Source organism: Azospirillum sp. TSH20, assembly GCF_003115935.1.
Taxonomy (GTDB): domain Bacteria; phylum Pseudomonadota; class Alphaproteobacteria; order Azospirillales; family Azospirillaceae; genus Azospirillum.
The window spans coordinates 126,248-148,102 of the sequence record NZ_LGQU01000003.1; the positions used below are offsets into that span (position 1 = coordinate 126,248).

General features: G+C 66.8%; 20 protein-coding genes. 14 read left to right on the forward strand and 6 right to left on the reverse strand.

What is annotated here, in order from left to right; translation table 11 throughout:
- Window positions 1–13: 13 nt before the first annotated feature.
- From rpoZ to era, 8 genes are all read left to right on the forward strand, one after another.
- Complete coding sequence (gene rpoZ, locus TSH20_RS01860; RefSeq protein ID WP_109073126.1) at window positions 14–448, forward strand: DNA-directed RNA polymerase subunit omega; 435 nt, start codon at window positions 14–16, stop codon at window positions 446–448.
- A 142-nt stretch (window positions 449–590) separates the two neighbouring features.
- Window positions 591–2,750 carry a bifunctional (p)ppGpp synthetase/guanosine-3',5'-bis(diphosphate) 3'-pyrophosphohydrolase gene (locus TSH20_RS01865; protein ID WP_109073127.1) on the forward strand — a complete coding sequence of 720 codons (2,160 nt, stop codon included), beginning with the start codon at window positions 591–593 and terminating at the stop codon, window positions 2,748–2,750.
- 145 nt (window positions 2,751–2,895) lie between these two features.
- Window positions 2,896–3,276 (forward strand): cytochrome c, encoded by a 381-nt coding sequence (locus TSH20_RS01870; RefSeq protein WP_109073128.1) that lies wholly within the window; start codon window positions 2,896–2,898, stop codon window positions 3,274–3,276.
- A gap of 178 nt (window positions 3,277–3,454) precedes the next feature.
- Complete coding sequence (locus TSH20_RS01875; RefSeq protein WP_109073129.1) at window positions 3,455–4,207, forward strand: pyridoxine 5'-phosphate synthase; 753 nt, start codon at window positions 3,455–3,457, stop codon at window positions 4,205–4,207.
- Window positions 4,204–4,704 (forward strand): holo-ACP synthase, encoded by a 501-nt coding sequence (gene acpS / locus TSH20_RS01880; protein ID WP_109073130.1) that lies wholly within the window; start codon window positions 4,204–4,206, stop codon window positions 4,702–4,704. Before TSH20_RS01875 ends, acpS begins: the two co-directional genes overlap by 4 nt.
- The gene (gene lepB, locus TSH20_RS01885; RefSeq protein ID WP_109073131.1) at window positions 4,701–5,468 is read left to right on the forward strand and encodes a signal peptidase I; all 768 of its coding nucleotides are present in this window, start codon (window positions 4,701–4,703) and stop codon (window positions 5,466–5,468) included. Before acpS ends, lepB begins: the two co-directional genes overlap by 4 nt.
- Window positions 5,469–6,254 (forward strand): ribonuclease III, encoded by a 786-nt coding sequence (gene rnc / locus TSH20_RS01890; RefSeq protein WP_109073132.1) that lies wholly within the window; start codon window positions 5,469–5,471, stop codon window positions 6,252–6,254. It abuts the gene before it with no gap.
- 265 nt (window positions 6,255–6,519) lie between these two features.
- The gene (gene era / locus TSH20_RS01895; protein WP_109073170.1) at window positions 6,520–7,425 is read left to right on the forward strand and encodes a GTPase Era; all 906 of its coding nucleotides are present in this window, start codon (window positions 6,520–6,522) and stop codon (window positions 7,423–7,425) included.
- Window positions 7,426–7,483: 58 nt separating this feature from the next.
- On the opposite strand, the gene TSH20_RS01900 is transcribed toward era, so the two are convergent.
- Both TSH20_RS01900 and TSH20_RS01905 read right to left on the reverse strand, forming a co-directional pair.
- Window positions 7,484–7,789: a hypothetical protein gene (locus TSH20_RS01900; RefSeq protein WP_109073133.1), complete on the reverse strand. Its 306-nt coding sequence runs from the start codon at window positions 7,787–7,789 to the stop codon at window positions 7,484–7,486.
- Window positions 7,790–8,261: 472 nt separating this feature from the next.
- Window positions 8,262–8,543: a (2Fe-2S)-binding protein gene (locus TSH20_RS01905; RefSeq protein WP_109073134.1), complete on the reverse strand. Its 282-nt coding sequence runs from the start codon at window positions 8,541–8,543 to the stop codon at window positions 8,262–8,264.
- Between the two features lie 207 nt (window positions 8,544–8,750).
- Between TSH20_RS01905 and TSH20_RS01910 the strand changes: the two genes are divergently transcribed.
- Window positions 8,751–9,722 carry an SAM-dependent methyltransferase gene (locus TSH20_RS01910; protein ID WP_247871538.1) on the forward strand — a complete coding sequence of 324 codons (972 nt, stop codon included), beginning with the start codon at window positions 8,751–8,753 and terminating at the stop codon, window positions 9,720–9,722.
- 24 nt (window positions 9,723–9,746) lie between these two features.
- Here the strand turns inward: TSH20_RS01910 and TSH20_RS01915 are convergent, their stop codons facing one another.
- Together TSH20_RS01915 and TSH20_RS36085 are read right to left on the reverse strand one after the other, a co-directional pair.
- Entirely contained in the window at window positions 9,747–11,327 is a 1,581-nt protein-coding gene (locus tag TSH20_RS01915; protein ID WP_109073135.1) for a matrixin family metalloprotease, read from the reverse strand.
- A gap of 95 nt (window positions 11,328–11,422) precedes the next feature.
- Window positions 11,423–12,418 (reverse strand): patatin-like phospholipase family protein, encoded by a 996-nt coding sequence (locus TSH20_RS36085; RefSeq protein ID WP_109073136.1) that lies wholly within the window; start codon window positions 12,416–12,418, stop codon window positions 11,423–11,425.
- A gap of 330 nt (window positions 12,419–12,748) precedes the next feature.
- On the opposite strand from TSH20_RS36085, the gene TSH20_RS36090 reads away from it, so the two are divergent.
- The 5 genes from TSH20_RS36090 (at window position 12,749) to TSH20_RS01940 (ending at window position 18,972) form a co-directional block, all read left to right on the forward strand.
- Window positions 12,749–12,877: a hypothetical protein gene (locus TSH20_RS36090; RefSeq protein WP_256379245.1), complete on the forward strand. Its 129-nt coding sequence runs from the start codon at window positions 12,749–12,751 to the stop codon at window positions 12,875–12,877.
- A gap of 283 nt (window positions 12,878–13,160) precedes the next feature.
- Window positions 13,161–13,868 (forward strand): protein phosphatase CheZ, encoded by a 708-nt coding sequence (locus tag TSH20_RS01925; protein ID WP_109073137.1) that lies wholly within the window; start codon window positions 13,161–13,163, stop codon window positions 13,866–13,868.
- A 4-nt stretch (window positions 13,869–13,872) separates the two neighbouring features.
- Window positions 13,873–14,700, forward strand: a complete 828-nt coding sequence (locus tag TSH20_RS01930) for a hypothetical protein (protein ID WP_247871539.1) — start codon at window positions 13,873–13,875, stop codon at window positions 14,698–14,700.
- Entirely contained in the window at window positions 14,697–15,419 is a 723-nt protein-coding gene (locus TSH20_RS01935; protein ID WP_109073138.1) for a flagellar motor protein MotB, read from the forward strand. Before TSH20_RS01930 ends, TSH20_RS01935 begins: the two co-directional genes overlap by 4 nt.
- Before the next feature lies 1 nt (window position 15,420).
- Window positions 15,421–18,972: a tetratricopeptide repeat protein gene (locus TSH20_RS01940; RefSeq protein ID WP_109073139.1), complete on the forward strand. Its 3,552-nt coding sequence runs from the start codon at window positions 15,421–15,423 to the stop codon at window positions 18,970–18,972.
- 82 nt (window positions 18,973–19,054) lie between these two features.
- Here the strand turns inward: TSH20_RS01940 and TSH20_RS01945 are convergent, their stop codons facing one another.
- On the reverse strand, window positions 19,055–19,600 hold the full coding sequence (locus TSH20_RS01945; protein ID WP_109073140.1) for a fasciclin domain-containing protein: 546 nt from the start codon (window positions 19,598–19,600) through the stop codon (window positions 19,055–19,057).
- A gap of 157 nt (window positions 19,601–19,757) precedes the next feature.
- Entirely contained in the window at window positions 19,758–21,656 is a 1,899-nt protein-coding gene (locus tag TSH20_RS01950; protein ID WP_109073141.1) for a potassium transporter Kup, read from the reverse strand.
- Window positions 21,657–21,855: the final 199 nt, after the last annotated feature.

Sequence of the window (21,855 nt, forward strand, 5' to 3'; positions counted from 1 at the left end):
GAGTTCGTCTGGCATGGCCCGCGTTACCGTTGAAGATTGCGTCCTGAAGGTTCCGAACCGTTTCGAGCTGGTCATGATGGCTGCCCAGCGCGCCCGTGAGGTCGCTAGCGGCGCTCCGCTGTCGATCGACCGCGACAACGACAAGAACCCGGTCGTGGCGCTCCGCGAGATCGCGGACGAGACGGTGTCGCTGGAGTATTTGAAGAACGCCCTGATCAAGGGCCATCAGAAGCATGTCGAGCCGGACGAGCCGGAGGAAGAGATCGTCGAGCTGATGGCCGGCGAGAACGACTGGGCTGCGCGCGGCAACACCTCGCTGGGCGACGAAGACGGCATGAGCGAGAGCGACGGCGAGGAACTGGGCGAAGAGGACGACATCGCCGCGGACATGGATGCCGAGCCGGGCGCTGGTTTCGCCATGACCGAGGATCCCGACGGAGACCTCTGATTCTGGACAACGACCGCAGAACACGGAGGGGGCTCCACGCCCCCTCATCGAAGAATGGGGTGGGGAGCATCCGGCTCCCTTTTGGTTCGCTCAGGACCACCACGCACACATTTGAGGCGCCGCGCGCGCCGGGTCGGGCCGCATGATCCGGCAATACGAGCTTGTCGAGCGCGTCAAGGCGTATGATCCCTCGGCCGACGAGGATCTGCTCAACCGCGCCTACGTCTTCTCGATGAAGGCGCACGGGTCGCAGACGCGCGCGTCGGGCGATCCCTACTTCCTCCATCCGCTGGAGGTCGCCGGTATCCTGACCCAGATGAAGCTGGACGCCGGCACCATCGCCACGGCGCTGCTTCACGATACGGTCGAGGACACCGTCGCCACGCTCGAAGATATCGAGCGGGTGTTCGGCAAGGAAATCGCCCGGCTGGTCGACGGCGTCACCAAGCTGTCGCGGCTGGAACTGAACAGCGAGCAGGCCAAGCAGGCGGAGAATTTCCGCAAGCTGGTCATCGCCATGTCGGAGGACATCCGTGTCCTGCTGGTGAAGCTGGCCGACCGGCTTCACAATATGCGCACGCTGTTCCACCTGAAAAAGCCGGAAAAGCGCCGCCGCATCGCCCGCGAAACCATCGAAATCTACTCGCCCTTGGCCGAACGCATCGGCATGCACAAGATCAAGGACGAGCTGGACGATCTTGCCTTCGCCGAACTGAACCCCGACGCGCGCGACAGCATCCTGGCCCAGTTGGCGCGCCTGCGCAGCGAGGGTGAGAACCGCGTCCAAACCATCATCACCGAGCTGCGCGAGCTGCTGGCGGCCGAAGGGCTGCCCGACGTATCGGTGACCGGCCGCGAGAAGTCGGCCTATTCGATCTGGCGCAAGCTGCAGCGCAAGAATGTCAGCTTCGAACAGCTGTCCGACATCATGGCCTTCCGCATCACGGTCGGCACCGTCGGCGAATGCTATCAGGCGCTGGGCATCGTGCACGCCCATTATCCGGTCGTGCCGGGTCGCTTCAAGGACTACATTTCCACGCCCAAGCCCAACGGCTACCGCAGCCTGCACACCGGCGTGATCGGTCCCGGCCGCAATCGGATCGAGGTGCAGATCCGCACCCAGGACATGCACGAGATCGCCGAGCTCGGCGTCGCCGCCCACTGGGCCTACAAGCAGGATCACCAGCCGCGCCCGAATGGTGGCGAATACCGCTGGCTGCGCGAGCTGCTGGACATCCTGGAGCATGCGCAGAAGCCGGAAGAGTTCCTGGAACACACCAAGCTGGAGCTGTTCCAGGATCAGGTCTTCTGCTTCACGCCGAAGGGTGACCTGATCGCGCTGCCGCGCGGCGCCACGCCGGTCGACTTCGCCTATGCCGTCCATTCGCAGGTCGGCGATCATTGCGTCGGGGCCAAGATCAACGGCCGCATGCTGCCGCTGCGCACCCAGCTGCAGAACGGCGATCAGGTCGACATCGTCACCTCCAAGGCGCAGACGCCTGTCCCGGGCTGGGAACGCTTCGTCGTCACCGGCAAGGCCCGCGCCCGAATCCGCAAGTTCCTGCGCACCCAGCAGCGCGCCCAGTATATGGAACTGGGCCGCGGCATGCTGATGCGGCAGTTCAAGTCGGAAGGCTACGAGTTCACCGAAAAGGCTCTGGAAGCCGCCACCAAAATCTTCCAGCAGCCTACGGTGGACGATCTGATGGCCGGTGTCGGCTCCGGCCTGCATTCGGTGCGCGAGGTTTTCCACGCGGTCTTCCCCGGCCACAAGGCGCAGGCCGCCCCCGCCGTCCGCGAGACGGAGGAGAGCGCACCGAAGTCGAAGGCGAAGGCCCGCAAGGAATCGGCGCTGCCGATCCGTGGCCTGATCCCCGGCATGGCCGTGCATTACGCCCGCTGCTGCCATCCGCTGCCCGGCGACCGCATTGTCGGCATCGTCACCACCGGCAAGGGCGTGACGATCCACACCATCGACTGCGAGACTCTGGAAAGCTTCCACGAATCGCCGGAACGCTGGATCGACGTGTCGTGGGAGACCGGCCCGGATTCGCCGGAGGAGCATGTCGGCCGCATCAGCGTCGTCATCGCCAATGAACAGGGCTCGCTCGGCACGCTGTTCACGGTGATCGGCAAGAACCAGGGCAACGTCATCCATCAGAAGATCACGAACCGCAGCACCGACTATTTCGAGCTGCTGATCGATATCGACGTGAAGGATGCCAAGCACCTGACCAACATCATGGCCGCCCTGCGCGCCACTCCGGCCATCCATTCGGTGGAGCGGGCGCGGGGACGGTGATGCTCCCGCTGCCATGCGGCACAGCCGGCCATGCTCGCTGTGCTGCCGCTCTGCTGCGGCGTCGACGATTCTCTGATAATTGCGCACAGAATTCGTTTTTTGCGTGAAGACGCACCATTGATGCTGTGCGACGGGAGAAGGGAACATGCGGCTCGATAGGCTGCTTCTGCGGTTTTTGGCTGTTGCATTGTGCTTGACGCCAATTTATGGCGCCTATGGCAGCAACGGGGAGACGTTGTTCGTGGAGCGATGCGCGATGTGTCACGGGACGGATGCGAAGGGCTCCGGTCCGTTGGCGAGCAAAAGTAACCCTCCGACCCCCGATTTGACGACGCCGGCCTTCAGGAAGCGCTTGGCGGACTATCCTGGCGTTATCGTGTCGTCGATCATACTCCGCCCAAACGGAGATTTGATCCCGAGAACATTGAAGGAAAATGGCTACCGGCTTCCTCCGCACGCATGGACCGTCAAGGACTTTCGCGATCTGAACGAGTATCTGAGCGGCGTGATTTACAAGTCGAAATAAGGAAAATCCGCCAGGGTCATCGATCCGGCCACTCGGTCGGGAGGGCGCGGGGACGGTAAATTCCCTGTCATCCGCGGCTGCACCGGTCGGTTCGGCGTGACGGAAGGCCGGTGCACCGCTATATAGACGGAATCGCTCCCGCCCGTTCCGGCGGGCGGCGGCGCTTTGGAGTCCGTGCATGTCCCGTTTCCTGCGCCTCGGCGTGAACATCGACCATGTGGCGACCGTCCGCAATGCGCGCGGCGGGGCGCATCCCGATCCGGTGCGTGCGGCGAGGCTCGCCATCGAGGCCGGGGCCGACGGGATCACCGCCCACCTGCGCGAGGACCGGCGCCACATCGTGGATCGCGACATCGACCGGCTGATGGCCGAGATCGATCGTCCGCTGAACTTCGAAATGGCGGCCACCGGCGAGATGCTGGCCATCGCGCTGCGCCACAAGCCGCACGCCGCCTGCCTCGTTCCGGAAAAGCGCACCGAGGTCACCACCGAAGGCGGGCTGGACGTGATTGGCCAGTACGACCAGCTGGTCCGCCCGGTGGGTGAGTTGGGCGCCGCCGGCATCCGCGTCTCCCTGTTCATCGATCCGGAGCCGGCGCAGCTCGACGCCGCCAAGCGCCTTGGCGCTCCGGTGGTGGAACTGCACACCGGCGCCTATTGCGACGCTCATGACCCGGCGACGCGCGAGGCGGAGTTGGCGCGCATCGTCCGCGCCGCCGCCCATGCCGAGGCCATCGGGCTGGAGTGCCATGCCGGCCATGGGCTGAGCTACGACACCGTCGGTCCGGTCGCGGCGATCCAGACCATCGTCGAGCTGAACATCGGCCATTTCCTGATCGGCGAGGCGATCTTCGTCGGATTGACCAACGCCATCGCCCGCATGCGCAAGGCCATGGACACGGCGCGGAACGCGGCGGCGCCCGCCTCATGATGATGTCCGGCACCATCCTCGGCATCGGCAACGACCTGATCGACATCCGGCGGGTCGAGAAGTCGCTGGAGCGTTTCGGACAGCGCTTCATCGACCGCATCTTCACCGAGGTCGAGCAGGCCAAGTCGGAACGCCGCGCCGGCTCTGCCGCGAAGAACAACGCCCGCGCCTCAACTTATGCCAAGCGCTTTGCCGCCAAGGAGGCGTGCTCCAAGGCGCTGGGCACCGGGTTCCGCGACGGGGTGTTCTGGCGCGACATGGGGGTGGTCAACCTGCCGTCCGGCCAACCGACCATGCGCCTGACCGGCGGGGCGCTGGCCCGGCTGGAGGCGATCACGCCGCCAGGCATGCGCGCCCGCATCCATGTGACGCTGACCGACGAATACCCGATGGCCGAGGCCTTCGTCGTCATCAGCGCCGAACCGATCGAGTCCGCCCTCACCGAGCCCGCCCCAACCAAGCCCACAATGCCCACCAATACGGCGAACCCAGAATGACCTTTCAGAAAGAAACGGCGTCCAGCGCCAAGACCAAGGAATCCGGGTTCGCCGAGACCGTCAAGACGGTGATCTTCGCCGTGCTGATCGCCTTCGGCGTGCGGACGTTCGCCTTCGAGCCGTTCAACATTCCGTCGGGGTCGATGATCCCGACCCTGCTGATCGGCGATTACCTGTTCGTGTCGAAATACAGCTACGGCTACAGCAAATACACGGTCGGCTTCGGCCTGCCGCTGTTCGAGGGCCGCATCTTCGGCTCCATGCCGGAGCGGGGCGACGTGGCGGTGTTCAAGCTGCCGCGCGACAACAAGACCGACTACATCAAGCGGGTGATCGGGCTGCCGGGCGACAGCATCCAGATGATCGGCGGCATCCTGCACATCAACGGCCAGCCGGTGAAGCGCGAGCGGATCGAGGACTACGTCACCACCGATCCGCTGGGCCGCAGCATCCGCACCGCGCAGTTCATCGAGACGCTGCCGAACGGCCGCACCCACCGCATCATCGAGGAGTCGGACAACGGTCCGCTCGACAACACCCCGGTGTTCAAGGTGCCGGCCGGCCATCTGTTCATGATGGGCGACAACCGCGACAACTCGCTGGACAGCCGCGTGCCGTCGCAGGTCGGCTTCGTTCCCATCGAAAACATGGTCGGCCGCGCTGAATTCCTGTTCTTCTCACTCGACGAGGGCACGCGCTTCTACGAGATCTGGCGCTGGCCGGTCGATCTGCGCTTCAGCCGTCTGTTCAACGGAGTCCGGTAAGTGTCCACCGTCACCAAGGCGCCTGCCGATGCAGGCGCCGGCTCTGAACCCGAGGTCGATGGCGCCGTCCAGTCCGCGGACGTCGCCGGCCTCGCGCGTGCGCTGGGCTACGAGTTTTCCAACCCGTCGCTCCTGCGCGACGCCGTCACCCATCCGAGCCTGATGGGGCTGGAACGGGCCGGGCGCAAGTCGCACAAGGGGCCGGGCATCGCCTATGAGCGGCTGGAGTTCCTGGGCGACCGCGTCGTCGGGCTTGTGGTCGCGCAATGGCTGCTGGAGCGTTATCCGAACGAGCGCGAAGGGGCGCTGGCCAAGCGGCATGCGGCGCTGGTTCGCCGGGAATCGCTGGGCCGCGTCGCCGACGCCCTCGGGCTGGGCGCCTATCTGCGCCTGTCGCCGGCAGAAGCGCAGAGTGGCGGCCGGGAGAATCGCACCATCCTGGGCGATGCCTGCGAGGCGGTGCTGGGCGCCATGTATCTCGACGGCGGGCTGGAGCCGGTGACGCGCTTCGTCCGGGAGGCGTTGGCGGGCGAGATCGACAAGGCGACGCCGCCGCCGCTGGACAGCAAGACGACGCTGCAGGAATGGGCGCAGGGGCGCGGAAAGCCGCTGCCCCGTTATGAACTGATCGAACGCAGCGGCCCGGCGCACGAGCCGCTGTTCGTGGTTGCGGTGCATGTCGCGGGAATGGAACCGGTCAGCGGCTCCGGCTCGTCGAAGCGCATCGCGGAAAAGAAGGCGGCCAGCACATTGCTGCGCCAGGTGGGAGTACAGGTCGATGACTGACGGTCGCGACGACATCGACAAGATGCAGAACAAGACGCCCGGTTCCGAAGCCGTGGAGCCGTCACCGGAGCCGGTGACGGACGACGAAGCGCTCGACCATGAGGATGGCGGCGAGGACGGCGACGTCGAGGGTGAGGACGCCGACGAGAACGCCGACGAGGGCGACGTCGACGACGAAGACGGCGAATACGAGGACGATGAGTACGAGGACGATGAGGATGCTCCGCGCGGACAGCCCATCTCCGTCCTGCCGCCGCTGCCGACGATGCCGGAGCATCCGCGCTGCGGCTTCATCGCCCTGGTCGGCGCGCCCAATGCCGGCAAGTCGACGCTGCTGAACGCGATGATCGGCAGCAAGGTGTCGATCGTCAGCCCGAAGGTGCAGACCACCCGCACCCGCGTGCTGGGCATCACCATCCAGGGCGACGCCCAGATGATCTTCGTCGACACCCCCGGCATCTTCAAGCCGAAGCGCCGGCTGGACCGCGCCATGGTGGCGGCGGCCTGGCAGGGGGCGGAGGACGCCGACGTGATCGGCGTGCTGTACGACGTGTCGCGCCGCTCGATCGACGAGGACACCCGCAGCATCGTCGCCCGGCTGAAGGAGCAGGGGCGCGAGGCGATCCTGATCCTGAACAAGATCGATCTGGTGAAGCGCGACGTCCTGCTGGGCATCGCCGACGCCTTCCGGCAGGAAGGGATCTTTTCCGACATCTTCATGGTGTCGGCCTTCACCGAGGACGGCGTCGCCGATCTGAAGCAGTTTTTGGCCGACCGCTTGCCGGAAGGGCCGTGGCATTTCCCGGAGGACCAGATCTCCGACATGCCGATGCGCCTGCTGGCGGCGGAGATCACCCGCGAGAAGCTGTTCCTGCAGCTTCACCAGGAGCTTCCCTATTCCGCCACGGTCGAGACCGAGGTGTGGGAGGAGTTCGACGACGGATCGGTGAAGATCTCGCAGGTCATCTTCGTGCAACGCGAAAGCCAGAAGGCCATCGTGCTGGGCAAGGGCGGCCAGCGGATCAAGGCTCTGGGCTCCGCCGCGCGGTCCGAGTTGACGGCGATGCTGGAGCGCCGCGTCCACCTGATCCTGTTCGTGAAGGTGCGCGAGGGCTGGGTCGACGACCCGGAACGCTATTCGGCCTGGGGGCTGGATTTCGGAGCGTCCTGAACGACAAAGGCCCTCTCCCGCGGGAGAGGGCCTTTTCCATTCCAGGGCTTCTAAAACCTCAGGCGGCCAGCAGGCGCAGATGGCCGTCGAATTCGTCCAGCGCGCGCATCAGAGCCATCATCGCCTGATCGGCCTGGGCACGGGCGAATGGCCAAGCGTCGTCATCGGCCATGTGGGCGGCCTCGATGCGGGCGATGGCGCGATTGTTCAGTCCGCGGAGGCGGTCGAGCGTGCGCTCCCACGTCTCTCGCCGGTCGCTGCCCGCGCGCTCCACCATGGATCGCAGGGTTTCCATGCGGTCGGTGGCGCGCAGCACGAGCTCACGGCTCAGCGTGTCGAAGGCTTGCCGGTTGCGGCGGCTCATGAGATGTCCTCCTTTGATCCTCAACCGATTTTGACCTCTCGGCCGGTTGGCAGGTTAGCCCCGCGCCGATACTGCGCAAACGCACCGGAAGCGCAGTCGTCACAGCCCCTTTGGGAGAAGCCGTAACGATTTTGCGATGCGATTTAGCAGTTGCGGGATATCCGTCCGAATCCAAATCCCGCCGGGTTGCCCCGGCCCGAAAAGGACAAGGCAAACCCGGTGGCCGAGGAAGTCTTCCTGGTTGGATTGCGTTTCCTCCAGGGCCGGTTTCATCCGGCCCGTTGGCGTTTTTATACGCCGCCTTTTTGACGGCGTTCTTTTGTTTTGGTGACGCTTTTGTGCCGGATTGGCAGGGCAGGGTCAATCCGCCCAAAAATCATAGACGGCGCGCAATCTGTCGCAGCCTAAAGGCGAGGTTGTAACCCTCAAATCGGGCAGAAAGTCGGAAGTGGTAGAGCCTTCGTGCGCGTGCTCACTCGGCCGCGACGGCGTAGGCGGGGATGGCTTCGGCATTGGCCGGCTCCGGCATCGCCGTGCCGCAGCAGGGGGCGGCCACCGGCGTCGCGGCGATGGCGGACTGTTGGGCCATGACGGCGCGATGCTCGCTGGCCATGCTGCGCATGGTGGGCACGCATTTGCCGCATTGGACCTGACAATTGTGATGGCGGAACACCGAGGCCGGGGTCGTGGCGCCTTGATCCAGCGCGGCCTTGACCTTCTTGTCGTTCAACGCGTGGCAGATGCAGACGTACATTAGCCCTCGGCGACGGTCGGTTGCGGAGCATTTCCTGCGTCCAGCAATAGCTGAGAGTGAGAATCGTTGTCAATGCTGCTATTGCGAACCGATCGCATATAAGAGGTTTCGAGACGCTTTGTCACAGCCCCCTTCGCGTCAGTTCGAAAGGGGCGTGCCGCATCCTTGCGCTTGCATTCGGCGGCCGTCGGCGGTAGCCCGTGGGGCATGGACGACAGCACCCCCAAAAATGCTTCCGAAAACGCTCCGCAGCCCTCGCCGGGCGCGGTGGTGACCCCTCTTGGCCAGACGGTCTATCTGGCGGCGGACGGCTTCCTCGACGATCTGGTGGCGGAATTGGGAGAGGTCGCTTCGGTCGACGGCCGGCTGGTCTTCGTCGACGGCCCGGCGCGCCCGGCCGCCTGGGCACAAAACATCTGGTACGACCCGGTGCGCATCGAGTTCTCCTCGATCAAGGGCGGCGCCAAGGCGCTGCGCGGGATCCAGCGCAATTGGGCGCTGTGGTCGCAGCGGCATCACCGCCGCGCCGCCCTGATCCAGGAGAACCTGCCGCATGTGTCGGCCAAGCCGGTGGTCTTTCCGTCGCCCCTGCCGACGGCGCCGCTGGGCTCCTGGACACTGACCGACGAGTCCACCATCATCGCCGCGGCACATTGTTCCAGCCCCTTCCGCAACGGCGAGGTGACCTTCGTCGAGAATCGCACGGTGCCGCCCAACCGCGCCTATCTGAAGCTGTGGGAGGCGCTGACCCTGTTCGGGGAGCAGCCGGGGCCGGGCGACCGCTGCCTCGATCTCGGCGCCTGTCCGGGCGGCTGGACTTGGGTGCTGCATGAGTTGGGGGCGTCGGTGGTCAGCGTCGACAAGGCGCCGCTCGACCCCGCCATCGCCGCCCTGCCGCGGGTGGAGATCCGCCAGGAAAGCGCATTCGGCCTGAAGCCGGCGGCGGTCGGCCCGGTCGATTGGCTGTGCTGCGACGTGATCTGCTACCCGACCCGGCTGCTGCGGCTGGTGAAGGAGTGGATGGACAGCGGGCTGGCCAAGCGCTTCATCTGCACGCTGAAGTTCCAGGCGGAGACCGACCATGAGACCGCCCGCGCCTTCGCGGCGATCCCCGGCGGCCGGGTGATCCACCTGCACCACAACAAGCACGAACTGACCTGGATGTGGCCGGCGCAGTGAGCGCCGCCCCTTTGCCCATTTCCCTCAGGCCAGCGCCCGCCCTTCGGCATAGCCGAAGCTGACATAATGCTGCCGGGCGCCGGACAGGCTGCCGCCGACGGCGGCGTTGACGTCCGGGTTGGCGGCCAGATAGGTGGCGGCATTGAATCTGCTGAGGGACCGTCCCTCGAAGCGGCCGAACTGGATGTAATGCAGTTCCACGGCCTCGCGGTTGTTGCCGTAGGCGGCGATCAGGTCGGGGTTGCTGGCTTCGTAGGACAGCGTGTCGAACAGGCTGGCGTTGCGGCCCTCGCGATAGCCGTTGCTGATGAAGTGACGGGTCGCCGCGGTGGCATCGGTTCCGAAGGCCGCCATCAGATCGCCATAGCCGGCCAGATAATTGTAGGGGTCGAATCCGCTCAGGCTGCGGCCTTCGTAAACGCCGGAGTTGGCGAGATGCTGGGCCGCGGCGGCCGTGTCGGCGCCGAACGCGGCGATCAGGTCGCCATTCGACGCGATGTAGCGCAGGGCGTCGAAGCTGCCGGACACCGTGGCCGACAGCGCGCTGCTGCTGTCGGAAAAGCGCAGATACTCGATGTTGGTCAGGACATCGGTGCCGTTGGGGCCGTTGACGATGGTGTGGCTGCTGTCCAGCTGCTGGACGCTGTATTGCGCGCGGCTGCCGCTGAACACCACGGTATCCGTGCCGCCGCCGCCATCCAGCGCATTGCCCAGGCTGTTGACGGTGAAGCTGTCGTTGCCGCTGCCGCCGATCGCCTGCTGCATCTTCGTGCCGTAGGCGAGCGCCAGGAAGGTAGTGGATCCGGCGCTGCTGAACTGCCCGTCGCGCAGGTCCAGCGACAGCGCCGCCGTCTGGGCACTGCCGTTCAGGCTGTTGTGTCCGTTGGGGTCCCACAGGGTGATGAAGCCGCCGGTGTTCAGCGTGTAGCTGGTGTCGCCGGGGGCGGCCGACATGTTGGCGCCGTAGAGATACTGGATCGCCGCGATGTCGTAGAGGCTGGGGCCGGTCAGATAGACGCCCGACGGCAGGGCGTCGCTGTCGTTGTAGGACATGATGCTGTAGGCATAATTGTCCTGCGCGGACGACAGGTACGGACCCTCCGTCCCCTCGCTGGAGCCGGCATTGTAGTTGCCGGGATGCTTCAGGCCCAGCGCATGGCCGATCTCGTGGATGATCGTCATGTAGCCGTAGCTGCCCGTCGTCGGGTTGGTGTTCGTGGAACTGTCGTTGGCCAGGAAGACCTTACCGCCCTGGGAGGCGGTGGAGGGGTAATAGGCATAGGCCGCCGACTGGCCGTACTGACGGTTGGTCCCGAAGGCGACGGCGGCGGCGGTGGGGTCGGCGATCTCGGTGAAGGTGATGTTGGCGACCGCGCTCCATGCCGCCAGCGCCTGCTGAACAGCCGCGCGCTGGGCGCTGCTCATGGCGGCGAAACCGTCGGCATCGGCGGTGGAGATTTGCCGCGCGCTGGTCAGGAAACCATAGGTCACGGTCGCGGCGGCGCCGACGGACCTGCCGTTCAGCACGGTGCCGTTGTTGCCCCAATGTGGCGTCCCGCTGGCGAGCAGGGCGGAAATGCTGTCGGTCGGGGCAGATTGGCTCATGGACGCTCGGTTCCCGCGGCGGTCGGTTGGGGTGTCCAGGGAGATTCCGGACTACCGCTTATACGAAATACGAGCAAGGTCTCGAGCGCAACAGGTCAGGCACGGCGCAACGCAAGTTCGATGGACGGACGCAGCATCGAGGCGGCGGCATGGCCGATCTCCACCGCCTCCGCCGCGCGGTCGAACTCCAGGATGCCGATATGGGCCAGCCGCGGCGCGATCAGCACATCCGGCGGCTCGCCGGCCAGCCGCGAGCGGGTGATGCGGTCCTGCATGATGTCGATGGAGCCCGCCATAACCTCCAGGGCGTTCGGCATCGGCTTATGGGCGTGGGCGTCGTCGATCTGATCGGCCAGGAAACGGGTCCGCTGGGTGGGCTTGCGGCCGAGCCAGGTGGAAATCTGGCTGGTCAGGTGCGAAAAGGCGGGCGAGCCGGCATCGCCGCCGGCGACCACCGGTTCCGGCACCTTGGCCGACACCGCTTTGACTCCATCCGATTTGCCGCGGCCGTTCGGCCGTCCCAGCGGCGACAGCTCGCTGTTCAGGTTGACCGCCACCACAACGTCGGCCCCAAGTGCCCGACAAAGCGAGACCGGCACCGGATTGACCAGTGCGCCGTCGACCAGCAGGTGATGATCGCGCCGCACCGCCGGGAACAGGCCGGGCATGGCGGCCGACGCCAGCACCGCCGACATCAGCGGACCGTCGCGCAGCCACATCTCGCGCCCGGTCGACAGATCCGTGGCGACGGTGGCGAAGGGCATCGGCAGGTCTTCGATCAGGACATTGCTGCGTTCGTTGTCGAACCGGCCGAATGCCTTCTCGGCGGCGACCAGACCGCCCCGGCGGAAGGTGAGATCGATGATGCCCAGCATGCCCAGCCAGCCCATCTTTTGCGCCCAGGACTGCAACTCGTCCATCTGGTCGGTCAGATAGGCGGCCCCGACCGCGGCCCCGATGGAGGTTCCGCAGATGATGTCGGGCTTGATCCCGATCTCCTCCAGCGCGCGCAGGACACCGATATGCGCCCAGCCGCGCGCAGCGCCGCTGCCCAGGGCAAGCCCGATCTTCAGGTCGGTTTCCTTCGCCATCCGCTTCCCCTGTCAGCGCCCCCCACCAGAATCCGATACCGGCCGGCGGCTTGATCTAGAGCTTATCATCTAGGCATCGCCGGCCGGTATCGGAAGCTGCCGGAAGTGGCACGCCGCCGGAGTGCCGGCGATCGCCGCAGTTGAAATGGCAAATGGCGAAAATTTATTCGACCTTTGACTTGGATCATCGTTTTCAAGGCCGTGACTGTGGCATTTCTGTGCCAGTACGAAGGTGTGATCGTCATTCGGGCTGATTTTAACCATGCGTCAACTGGACCCGGTGCATTTTCGTTGCGTTGCAGTGTAGTCCCCGAACCCGGAAGGCTCGCCATGGCCGACGAACTGAAAAGCTTCAGAAAGGACTGGAAACGCTGGTCGACCGCGGAGCGGCTGATTGCCGTTACCCTGCTGGTCCTGGCGGCGCTTCTTGGTGCGCCGGCCGCCGCCGGGCTGTTCTGAGCCCCGGCCTGCTGCAATCCGGTCGAACGCGCCACAGTGTGGCGCGCCGGCAACTTCGGCGCCGCCAAGGAAGCTGCGGCGCGGTCCTCTTTACGGGCTATTAACCCTCACGACCATAGGCTTGGTCGGCTCGGACAGTTCCTGGGACGGTTGGGCGCCACGATCGGACGGAGCGTCGAACCTCCGCCGCAAGGGCACTCGACGGGCGCTCGCTGGAGGGCGCGGACCGGGGTGGTTCCGGCATACTCCGCCAAGGCCTTGCCCCTCTCGCTGGACACGCCCGATGACCTTCTCCGCCCAATCCGCCGTGACGGAACAGAAGCTCCTGAGACAGCGCCTCGACGCCGCCTTCGCGGAAGCAGCAAAGCCGCTGTCGCGTGACGAGGTGACGGACATCGTCCGCAACATCCTGGGCAGCATGGACGGCGACATTTCCGCCACCGACCTGCGCCTCTACAAGGAGGTTGTGGACCTCGCCAAGTTCATCGAGACGGCCAAGCAGGAAATCGCGGCGCTGCAGCCGGCCGAAATCCGCGACGAACATATCCGCACCGCCACGGACGAGCTGGATGCGGTGATCGGCGCGACCGAGAAGGCGACCTTCGCCATTTTCGACGCCTGCGACGCCATCGGCGCCATCGCCGGCCAGACGGACGCGGACAGCTCGGCGAAGCTGAACGACCAGATCACCAAAATCTACGAGGCCTGCAACTTCCAGGACATTACCGGCCAGCGCATCAGCAAGGTGGTGCGGACGCTGAAGCACATCGAATCGAAGGTCGACATGATCGTCGCCGCCTTCGGCAGCGAAGTGCGGCAGAACCACGCGCCGCGGCTGGCCAAGCTGGCGGCGGAGGACGCGGAGGCCGCCGTCCATTACGAGCCGATGAGCGAGGAAGAGGCGGACAAGCAGCTTCTGCACGGGCCGCAGATGCCGGGCAACGCCATGGACCAGGACGAGATCGACCGTCTGCTGGCCAGCTTCGACTGACGCCATGCTGCCCGGCGCACCCATCAGCAGGCCCACCGGCGGCCACACGGCCCAAGGTGCAGGACCGGGGACGGGGAACGCCGGGCTGCCGCCGCTGCGGGTCGCGGGTGCCGGCGGTGTCGGTGCCAGGTCCGGTGTTGGCGGCCATGCCAACCCGAACAACGGCAGCATCCTGCTTCTGCTGTCGCTGTTCCTGCTGCTTCTGGTCTTCTTCATCGTGCTGAACGCCAATTCGGTGCAGACGGTGCAGAAGGTGAAGGCGGTCGCCGCCTCGCTGGAGCGGACCTTTCCCAGCTTCGTCATCGATCCGCGCCTGCGCGAGGGGGCCGAACCGGTGGCCTCGCGCGCCGGGACCGTCTTTGCCGTGCAGCGGCTGGACGATGTCGGCACCCTGTTCGCCACGGCGGTGGCGGTCGCCAAGGTGGAGGTGGTCGCCCCCGGCCAGTTGCTGGAGGTCCGGCTGCCGGCCGACGACCTGTTCCTTCCCGGCACCATGACCCTCCGCCCGGACCGCCAGGGCCTGATCGACCGCATCGCCGATGCCCTGCGCCAGTCGCGCCAGGGCGAGCGGGTGGAACTGGACGCGCTGCTCGGCATCGGGCCGACGGGAACGCCCAGCCAGCCGCCGGGTCCGGTCGCCCGTGCCGGGGTTCTGGCCCGCGCACTGGTCGAGGATGGGGCGCCGGCCGGCAACGTCACCATCGGGATCGAGCGCGGGGAGCCGGGCGGCGTGCGCCTGCTGTTCTCCCTGCGCTGGGACGAGGATGGGGCGGCGGCGAAGACGGCTCCCAAGCTGGACCCGAAGGCGGCGAAGACGGAGGTGCGGAAATGATCCGCATTCCGGGCGTCGTCAGCAAGGCCGGGGCGGAAGCGGACGATCGCGGCGGCCAGCGCAAGACGCTGTGGCTGATCAGCTTCACCGACCTGATCTCCCTGATGCTCGCCTTCTTCGTCCTGATGTATTCGATGAGCGAACCGGAGGCGGAGCGCTGGACCCGTCTGGCGAAGGGCGTGGCGGAGGCGATCCCCGCCGCGCGGTCGACGGCCAGCACCCCGTCGGATCGGCCCACTGATCCCGGCGCCGCCTTCAACGCCAAGGCGGTGGAGGCCAGGGCGGCCATCGATCTGCATTATCTGGCGGCCCTGCTGGGAAGCCAGCTGCGGTCGAATACGGAACTGGCGGTGGTTGAAGTTCGGCGCGAAGATGACCGTGTCGTCATTCGTCTGCCGGGCGAGCGGATGTTTGATCCCACCGGTGCCGCCTTCACCGAGGAGGGGCGGCGGGTGCTGTTCCTGCTGGGCGCCGTCATCGGCCGGATCGGCAACCGGATCGAGCTGGTCGGCCATGCGGAGCACGAGGATGCGACCGGCGGCGTGGCCTGGGAACGGGCGCTGACGCGGGCGGTCGCCGTTTCCGCCGCGCTGCGCGAGACCGGCTATCGCCGCGATCTGGTGGCACGGGCGGTGATGATGCCGATTGATGGGGCAGGGGGCGCCGGCAACGGGCGCCTGCCGGTGGACATCGTGGTGCGAGAGGAAGGAGCGGATTGAGGTGACGGACCGGACGGCCCAAGAGTGGAAGCGTTGGCTGCGCGGCTGTGCCGCTGCGGTGGCGCTGCTTGCCGTGCCGGTCCTGCTGTCTCCCCTGGGCGCGGAAGCCGCCACGGTTCCGGTGCGCGGCGGCACCCACAAGGATTTCGGCCGGCTGGTCTTCGATTGGCCCGGCAAGGTCGATTACACCGCGTCGGTCGAAGGCGACCGGCTGGTCGTCACCTTCACGGACAGCATCGACGCCCCGCTCGACCGACTGGTGCGGGCGCTGCCCGGCTATCTGGCCGCCGGACGGGTCGAGGCGGATGGCAAGACGGTCTCGTTCGACCTGAAGCGCCCGGTCTCGCTGAAAAGCTTCCGCAATGGCAACGCCATCGCCATCGACCTGTCGCCGGCCGCGCCGCAGACGGCCGCCAAGGCGGAGGACGCGAAACCCGAACCCGCCAATCCCGAGCCCGCGAAAGCCGAGGCGCTGAAGCCGGTGCCGTCCGCCGGGCGGCTGCGCGTGCGCGGGGCCGACCAGCCGGACCAGAGCCGCCTGACCTTCGACTGGCCGTCGCCGGTCGGCTACACGGTCACGCGCGACGGCGCCGCCGTGACGGTCGCCTTCGACAAGGGCGGCACCGCCGACCTGTCGGCCGTTTCCAAGGCGGCGTTGCGCAACATCCGGAATGTGGAATCCTATCGGCGGGCCGATGGCGCGCTGGCGGTGACGCTGGCCGTCCCGCAGGATGCCGAGGTGACCGACAGCGCATCCGGCAAGTCGGTGGTGCTGTCCGTCGGCAATCCCGGCTCCCGCGCCGGCCTGCCCAAGAGCGACGCCCCGCCCGCCGCCGGTTCCCAGGGGGCGGCTGCGGGGCAGGGCAGCCGCCAGGGAAGCAGCCAGCCGGCGCCGGCCAAGGAAACAGCCAGGGAAGGCGGCAGGGACACGCCCACGACGGCGTCGGCGACCTCCAACCGCTCCGCCATCGCGGCCAATGCCGCGGCGCCCCACTCTGCGGCCAATGCTGCGGCCCCCAGCGTTCCGCCGGCGGAGGCGAAGGCCGCACCCGCAGCGCCTGTCGATGCCAAGGCCCAGCCGGCGGCAGGCCCGAAGGGTCCGGTGCTGACCTTCGACACCGGCGGACCGGCCTCCATCGCCGTCTATCCGCGGGCGGGCCAGCTTTACGTCGTGTTCGACCGGCCCATGCCGATCGGCGCCGGCAAGCTCAGCGGTCCGGGCTCCGAACTGATGGGAGCGGTGGAGCCGGTACCGGCGACCGGCGGCACCGTGTTCCGCACCAAGATCGGCCCGATGGTCTGGCCGACGGTCGAACGGCAGGGCACCACATGGCGCATCCTGTCCTCCGCCCGTCCGGCCAACATGGGCAGCGCCGGCGATCTCCGGGTGGAACCCGACCCTGACTTCCTTCTCGGGGCCCGCCTGCTGGTGCGCGCGCCCGACGCGGCGAACGTCGTGCAGTTCGCCGATCCCGACGTCGGCGACCGCATCCAGGTGGTTCCGCTGCCCAGCCCGGGGCAGGGCGTGCCCGAACCGCACCGTTACCCCGACCTGGAAGTCATGCCGTCCTATCAGGGCGTGGTGGTGCGGCCGATCTCCGACAATGTGACGGTGCGCGCGATCAAGGAGGGGGTTGAACTGACCACCGCCGGCGGGCTGCACCTGTCGCCGGCCGCCGATGCCGGCAATCCGGCTGTTGCGCCGCCACCATCACCGGCATCCGCCCCCCAGCCGGTTCCATCGCAGCTGGCCGCGGCGCCGCTTCCGGTCAATCCGCCGGCCGGCGGCGCCTCGTCCGCCATGGAGCCGCCGAAGGCGCAGCCCGCCCAGATGCAGGGCCGCCGCCTGTTCAACCTGCCGGCCTGGAAGCATGGCGACCTCGACCATTTCACCGAGGCGCGGCAGGACCTGCAGCTGGCCGTCGTCAATGCGCCGGAATCGGAGCGGCCGAAGGCGCAGCTCGACCTCGCGCGGTTCTATTTCGCCAACGGTTTCGGGCAGGAGACGCTCGGCATGCTGGACGTGCTGCAGCAGAACCAACCTGATCTGGAGGGCTGGCCGGAGTTCCGCGCGCTGCGCGGCGCCGCCCGCGTGCTGACCGGCGATCTCGATGGGGCGGAGGCCGACCTGTCGATCCCGTCGCTGGCCGGCAATCCGGAAGCCAATCTGTGGCGCGCCGCCATCGCCGCCGACCGCCGCGACTGGCCCAAGGCGATGGCCGGCTTCAAGGCGTCCGGCCCGATCCTGAACAGCTACCCCGAACCCATGATCGGCAAGCTCGGCCTGCGGGCGGCGGAAGCGGCGCTGGAGACGCGCGACTCCGCCACCGCCAAGCGGCTGTTCGACCGCGTGATCGAACACAGCGGCCCGGATCAGGAAGAGAACCCGCAGACGCAATATCTGCGCGGCCTTCTCTTCGCCCAGACCGGCGAGATCGATCAGGCGCGGGAACAGCTGACCGCCGCCTACAACAGCTATGACCGGCTCTATCGCGCCAAGGCCGGGCTGGCGCTGACCAATCTGGAGCTGTCGGAAGGCAAGATGTCGCCGACCGCCGCGGCGGAGCAGCTGGCCGGCCTGACCTTCACCTGGCGCGGCGACGATCTGGAGATGCAGATCCGCTCGCGCATGGGCGAGGTGCTGATCGCCGGTGGCGAATATGCCAAGGGCTTCAACACGATGAAGGAAACGGCGGCCCTGGTCGCCGACACGCCCAGGGCCGAGGCGATCACCAAGGAGATGTCGCGCATCTTCGCCGACCTGTTCAAGGACGGGGCGCAGCGCCTGCCGACGTTAGACGCCCTGCAGCTCTACGACCAGTTCCGCGAGCTGACGCCGGTGGGCGAGGCCGGGGACGAGATCATCCGGCAGCTGGCGGAACGGCTGATCTCCATCGATCTGCTGAATCGTGCGGCCGACCTGCTGCAGCATCAGGTGGAATACCGCCTGTCCGGTCTGGACAAGGCGCGGGTCGGCACGCGGCTGGCCTCCGTCCGGCTGCTCGACAACAAGCCGGAAGAGGCGCTGAAGGCGCTGGAACTGTCCAATGTCGCCGGACTGCCGGCCGATCTGACTGCTGAACGGCGGTTGATGCAGGCCAAGGCGCTGGCCGAGCTGAACCGCGGCGACGAGGCGATGCAGCTTCTGGCCCAGGACGACAGCACCAACGCCAACCTGCTGCGCGTCGACATCGCGTGGAAGGGTCAGAAATGGGATGCCGCGGCGCTGGCCCTGAACAAGGTGATTGGTCCGCCGCCCGCATCCGGCAAGCCGCTGGACCCCAACATGTCGCAGCTGGTGCTGAACCGGGCGGTGGCGCTGGCACTGGCCGGCGACGGCAACGGGCTGAACCTGCTGAAGAAGGATTTTGAAGGGTCGATGAAGGGCGGGCCGAATGAGGACGCCTTCCGCATTCTGACCCGCCCCGAACAGGCGATGGGCCTGATCGACGTCGGCACCATCCGCTCCCGCGTCGCGGAAGTGGATATGTTCAAGAAGTTTTTGAAGGAATATCGCGGCGGAAAGCAGTCGGCCGATAAGCCGACTTCCTAAAGCCGACCTCATAAGGCGGCAGGACGCCTTGCGGGGGATTCCGGCGCCCCGCCGTCCGCTCCGGGCCGACAGCCTTGGGCGCTTACTTCGGCAGCAGAACCTTGTCGATGACGTGGATGACGCCGTTGGACTGTTCGACGTTTGCGATGGTGACGCGCGCCATGTTGCCGGAAGCATCGGCGACCATCACGGCATCGCCGGACTGGGTGAAGGTCAGCGGCATGCCTTCCACCGTCTTCAGCATCGCCTTGCCGTTGCGCTTCTTGATGTCGGCCACGATGTCCTTGGCGTCCAGCTTGCCGGGAATGACGTGGTAGGTCAGCACCTTGGTCAGCTGCGCCTTGTTCTCCGGCTTCAGCAGAGTATCGACGGTGCCGGCGGGCAGGGCGGCGAAGGCCTCGTTGGTGGGTGCGAAGACGGTGAAGGGGCCCTTGCTGTTCAGCGTATCGACCAGCCCGGCGGCCTTCACGGCGGCGACGAGGGTGGTGTGGTCCTTGGACTGGGACGCATTCTCCACGATGGTCTTGCTGGGGTACATCGGCGCGCCGCCGACCATCTTTTCCATGGCCGCATTGGCGCAACCGGCAAAAAGAAGGGTGGCGATCGCCACGGTGGCAACCTTCTTCATAGCATTCCCTCTTGTCGGTGAAGGTCCGCTTCCCGCGGACACAACACCGTTACGGGGGAGGCTTCCGATCAGATCACAGCAGATTCTGTGCGTGGCACCGATTTTTGTTTGCGCGAAAGAGGTAATACTCCGGTGGTGCGGCGCCGCCTCCCGCCGGCTAGAGCTGCACCTGCGTCCCCAGCTCCACCACGCGGTTGGGCGGCAGCTTGAAGAAGTCGGTGGCGCTGACGGAGGTGCGGGACATCACCACGAACAGCTTCTCCCGCCACAGCGCCATCTGGGAGTTCATCTGCGGGATCAGCGTCTCCCGGCCCAGGAAGAAGGAGGTCGCCATCACGTCGAACTCCAGCCCGAAGGCCTTGCACAGGCGCAGCGCCTTGGGGATGTTCGGTTCCTGCGAGAAGCCGTAGCGCACGGTGATGCGGTAGAAGCCGTCGGCCAACCCCTCCACCACCACGCGGTCCTTGGCGGGGACGCGCGGCACATCCTCCACCACCACGGTGACGAAGACGATGCGCTCGTGCAGGACCTGATTGTGCTTCAGGTTGTGCAGCAGGGCGATCGGCACGGTGTTGGAACTGGAGGTCATGAAGACCGCCGTGCCCTTCACCCGCTGGATGTCGCCCTTCTTCGCCTGGCGCTGGATGAAGGCGTCCAGCGGCAGCGATTCCTCGGCCAGCCGTTTGGTCAGCACGGCCCGGCCGCGGCGCCATGTCGACATCAACCCCAGCGTGACGCAGGCGATCACCAGCGGCACCCAGCCGCCATGGGGGATCTTCACCGCGTTGGCGGCGAAGAAGGAAACCTCCACCGTCAGGAAGGTCGCGCCGACCGCGAAGCAGAGCGGCAGGCTCCAGTTCCAGCGGCGCCGCGCCACCACAAGGAACAGGGTGGTGGTGATGATCATGTCGCCGGTCACCGCGATGCCATAGGCGGCGGCGAGACGGCTGGAGGATTGGAAGACCAGCACCAGCCCCAGCACCGCGGCCAGCAGGCCCCAGTTGGCGCGGGGAATGTAGATCTGCCCCTCCTCCTCGTTGGAGGTGTGGCGGATGTCGAGGCGCGGGCAGAGGCCCAATTGCACCGCCTGCCGGGTCAGCGAGAAGACGCCGGAGATCACCGCCTGGCTGGCGATGACGGTGGCGGCGGTGGACAGGCCGATCAGCGGGTAGAGCCCCCACTCCGGCGCCAGCAGGTAGAAGGGGCTGCGCACCGCCGTCGGGTCGTTCAGCAGAAGCGCGCACTGGCCCAGATAGTTCAGCAGCAGGCCCGGCAACACCACCGCCAGCCACGCGACCTGGATCGGGCGGCGGCCGAAATGGCCCATGTCGGCATAGAGCGCCTCGCCGCCGGTCACCGCCAGCACCACCGCGCCCAGCACCAGGAAGCCGGCGACGCCATGATCGGCGAAGAAGGCGATTGCATAGTAGGGGTTGAAGGCGACCAGCACGCTCGGCTGCCGGATCACCTCCAGCAGGCCCAGGATGCCGAGCGTGGAGAACCACGCCAGCATGATCGGACCGAACAGCGCGCCGACGCGCGAGGTGCCGTGGCTCTGGATGGCGAACAGGGCGATCAGGATGGCGACGGTCAGCGGCACCACCGCCGACTCCAGCGCCGGTTCCGCCACGCCCAACCCCTCGACCGCCGACAGCACGGACATGGCCGGGGTGATCATGCCGTCGCCGTAGAACAGCGAGGCGCCGAACAGGCCGAGCGCCGTCAGGATGGTCAGCTTGCCCGACGCATCCGGCCGCGTCTTGGACGCCAGCGCCAGAAGCGAGAGGATTCCGCCCTCGCCCTTGTTGTCGGCCCGCATGACGAAGCCCACATATTTGACGGTGACGACCATCACCAGGGCCCAGAACACCAGCGACATGATGCCCAGGACATTGTCGTGGGTCAGGGCGAGCCCATGCTCGCCGGCGAAGCATTCTCGCAGCGTGTAGAGCGGGCTGGTGCCGATGTCGCCATAGACGACACCGAGGGCACCCAGGGTCAGCGTCGCGAGCTTGCCGGAGTCGGGCGGCGCGGCCTTCAAAGCGGTATCAGTCATGCAGTGATTGCGGTCCGAAGTTGGTCCGTCGTTCGATGGCGCCCATCGCGGCGATGTCCCGGCCCGTCGCCCCTTCGGCGGCTGCGAACGGTCGGATCCATCCGGCGGGATCGGCGTCCTTGCCAATCATCCCACCGACGCACATCGCCTTTCCTCATACGCGCTTACTGCGCACAACGCCAGCGCGGGCTTGCGCCGC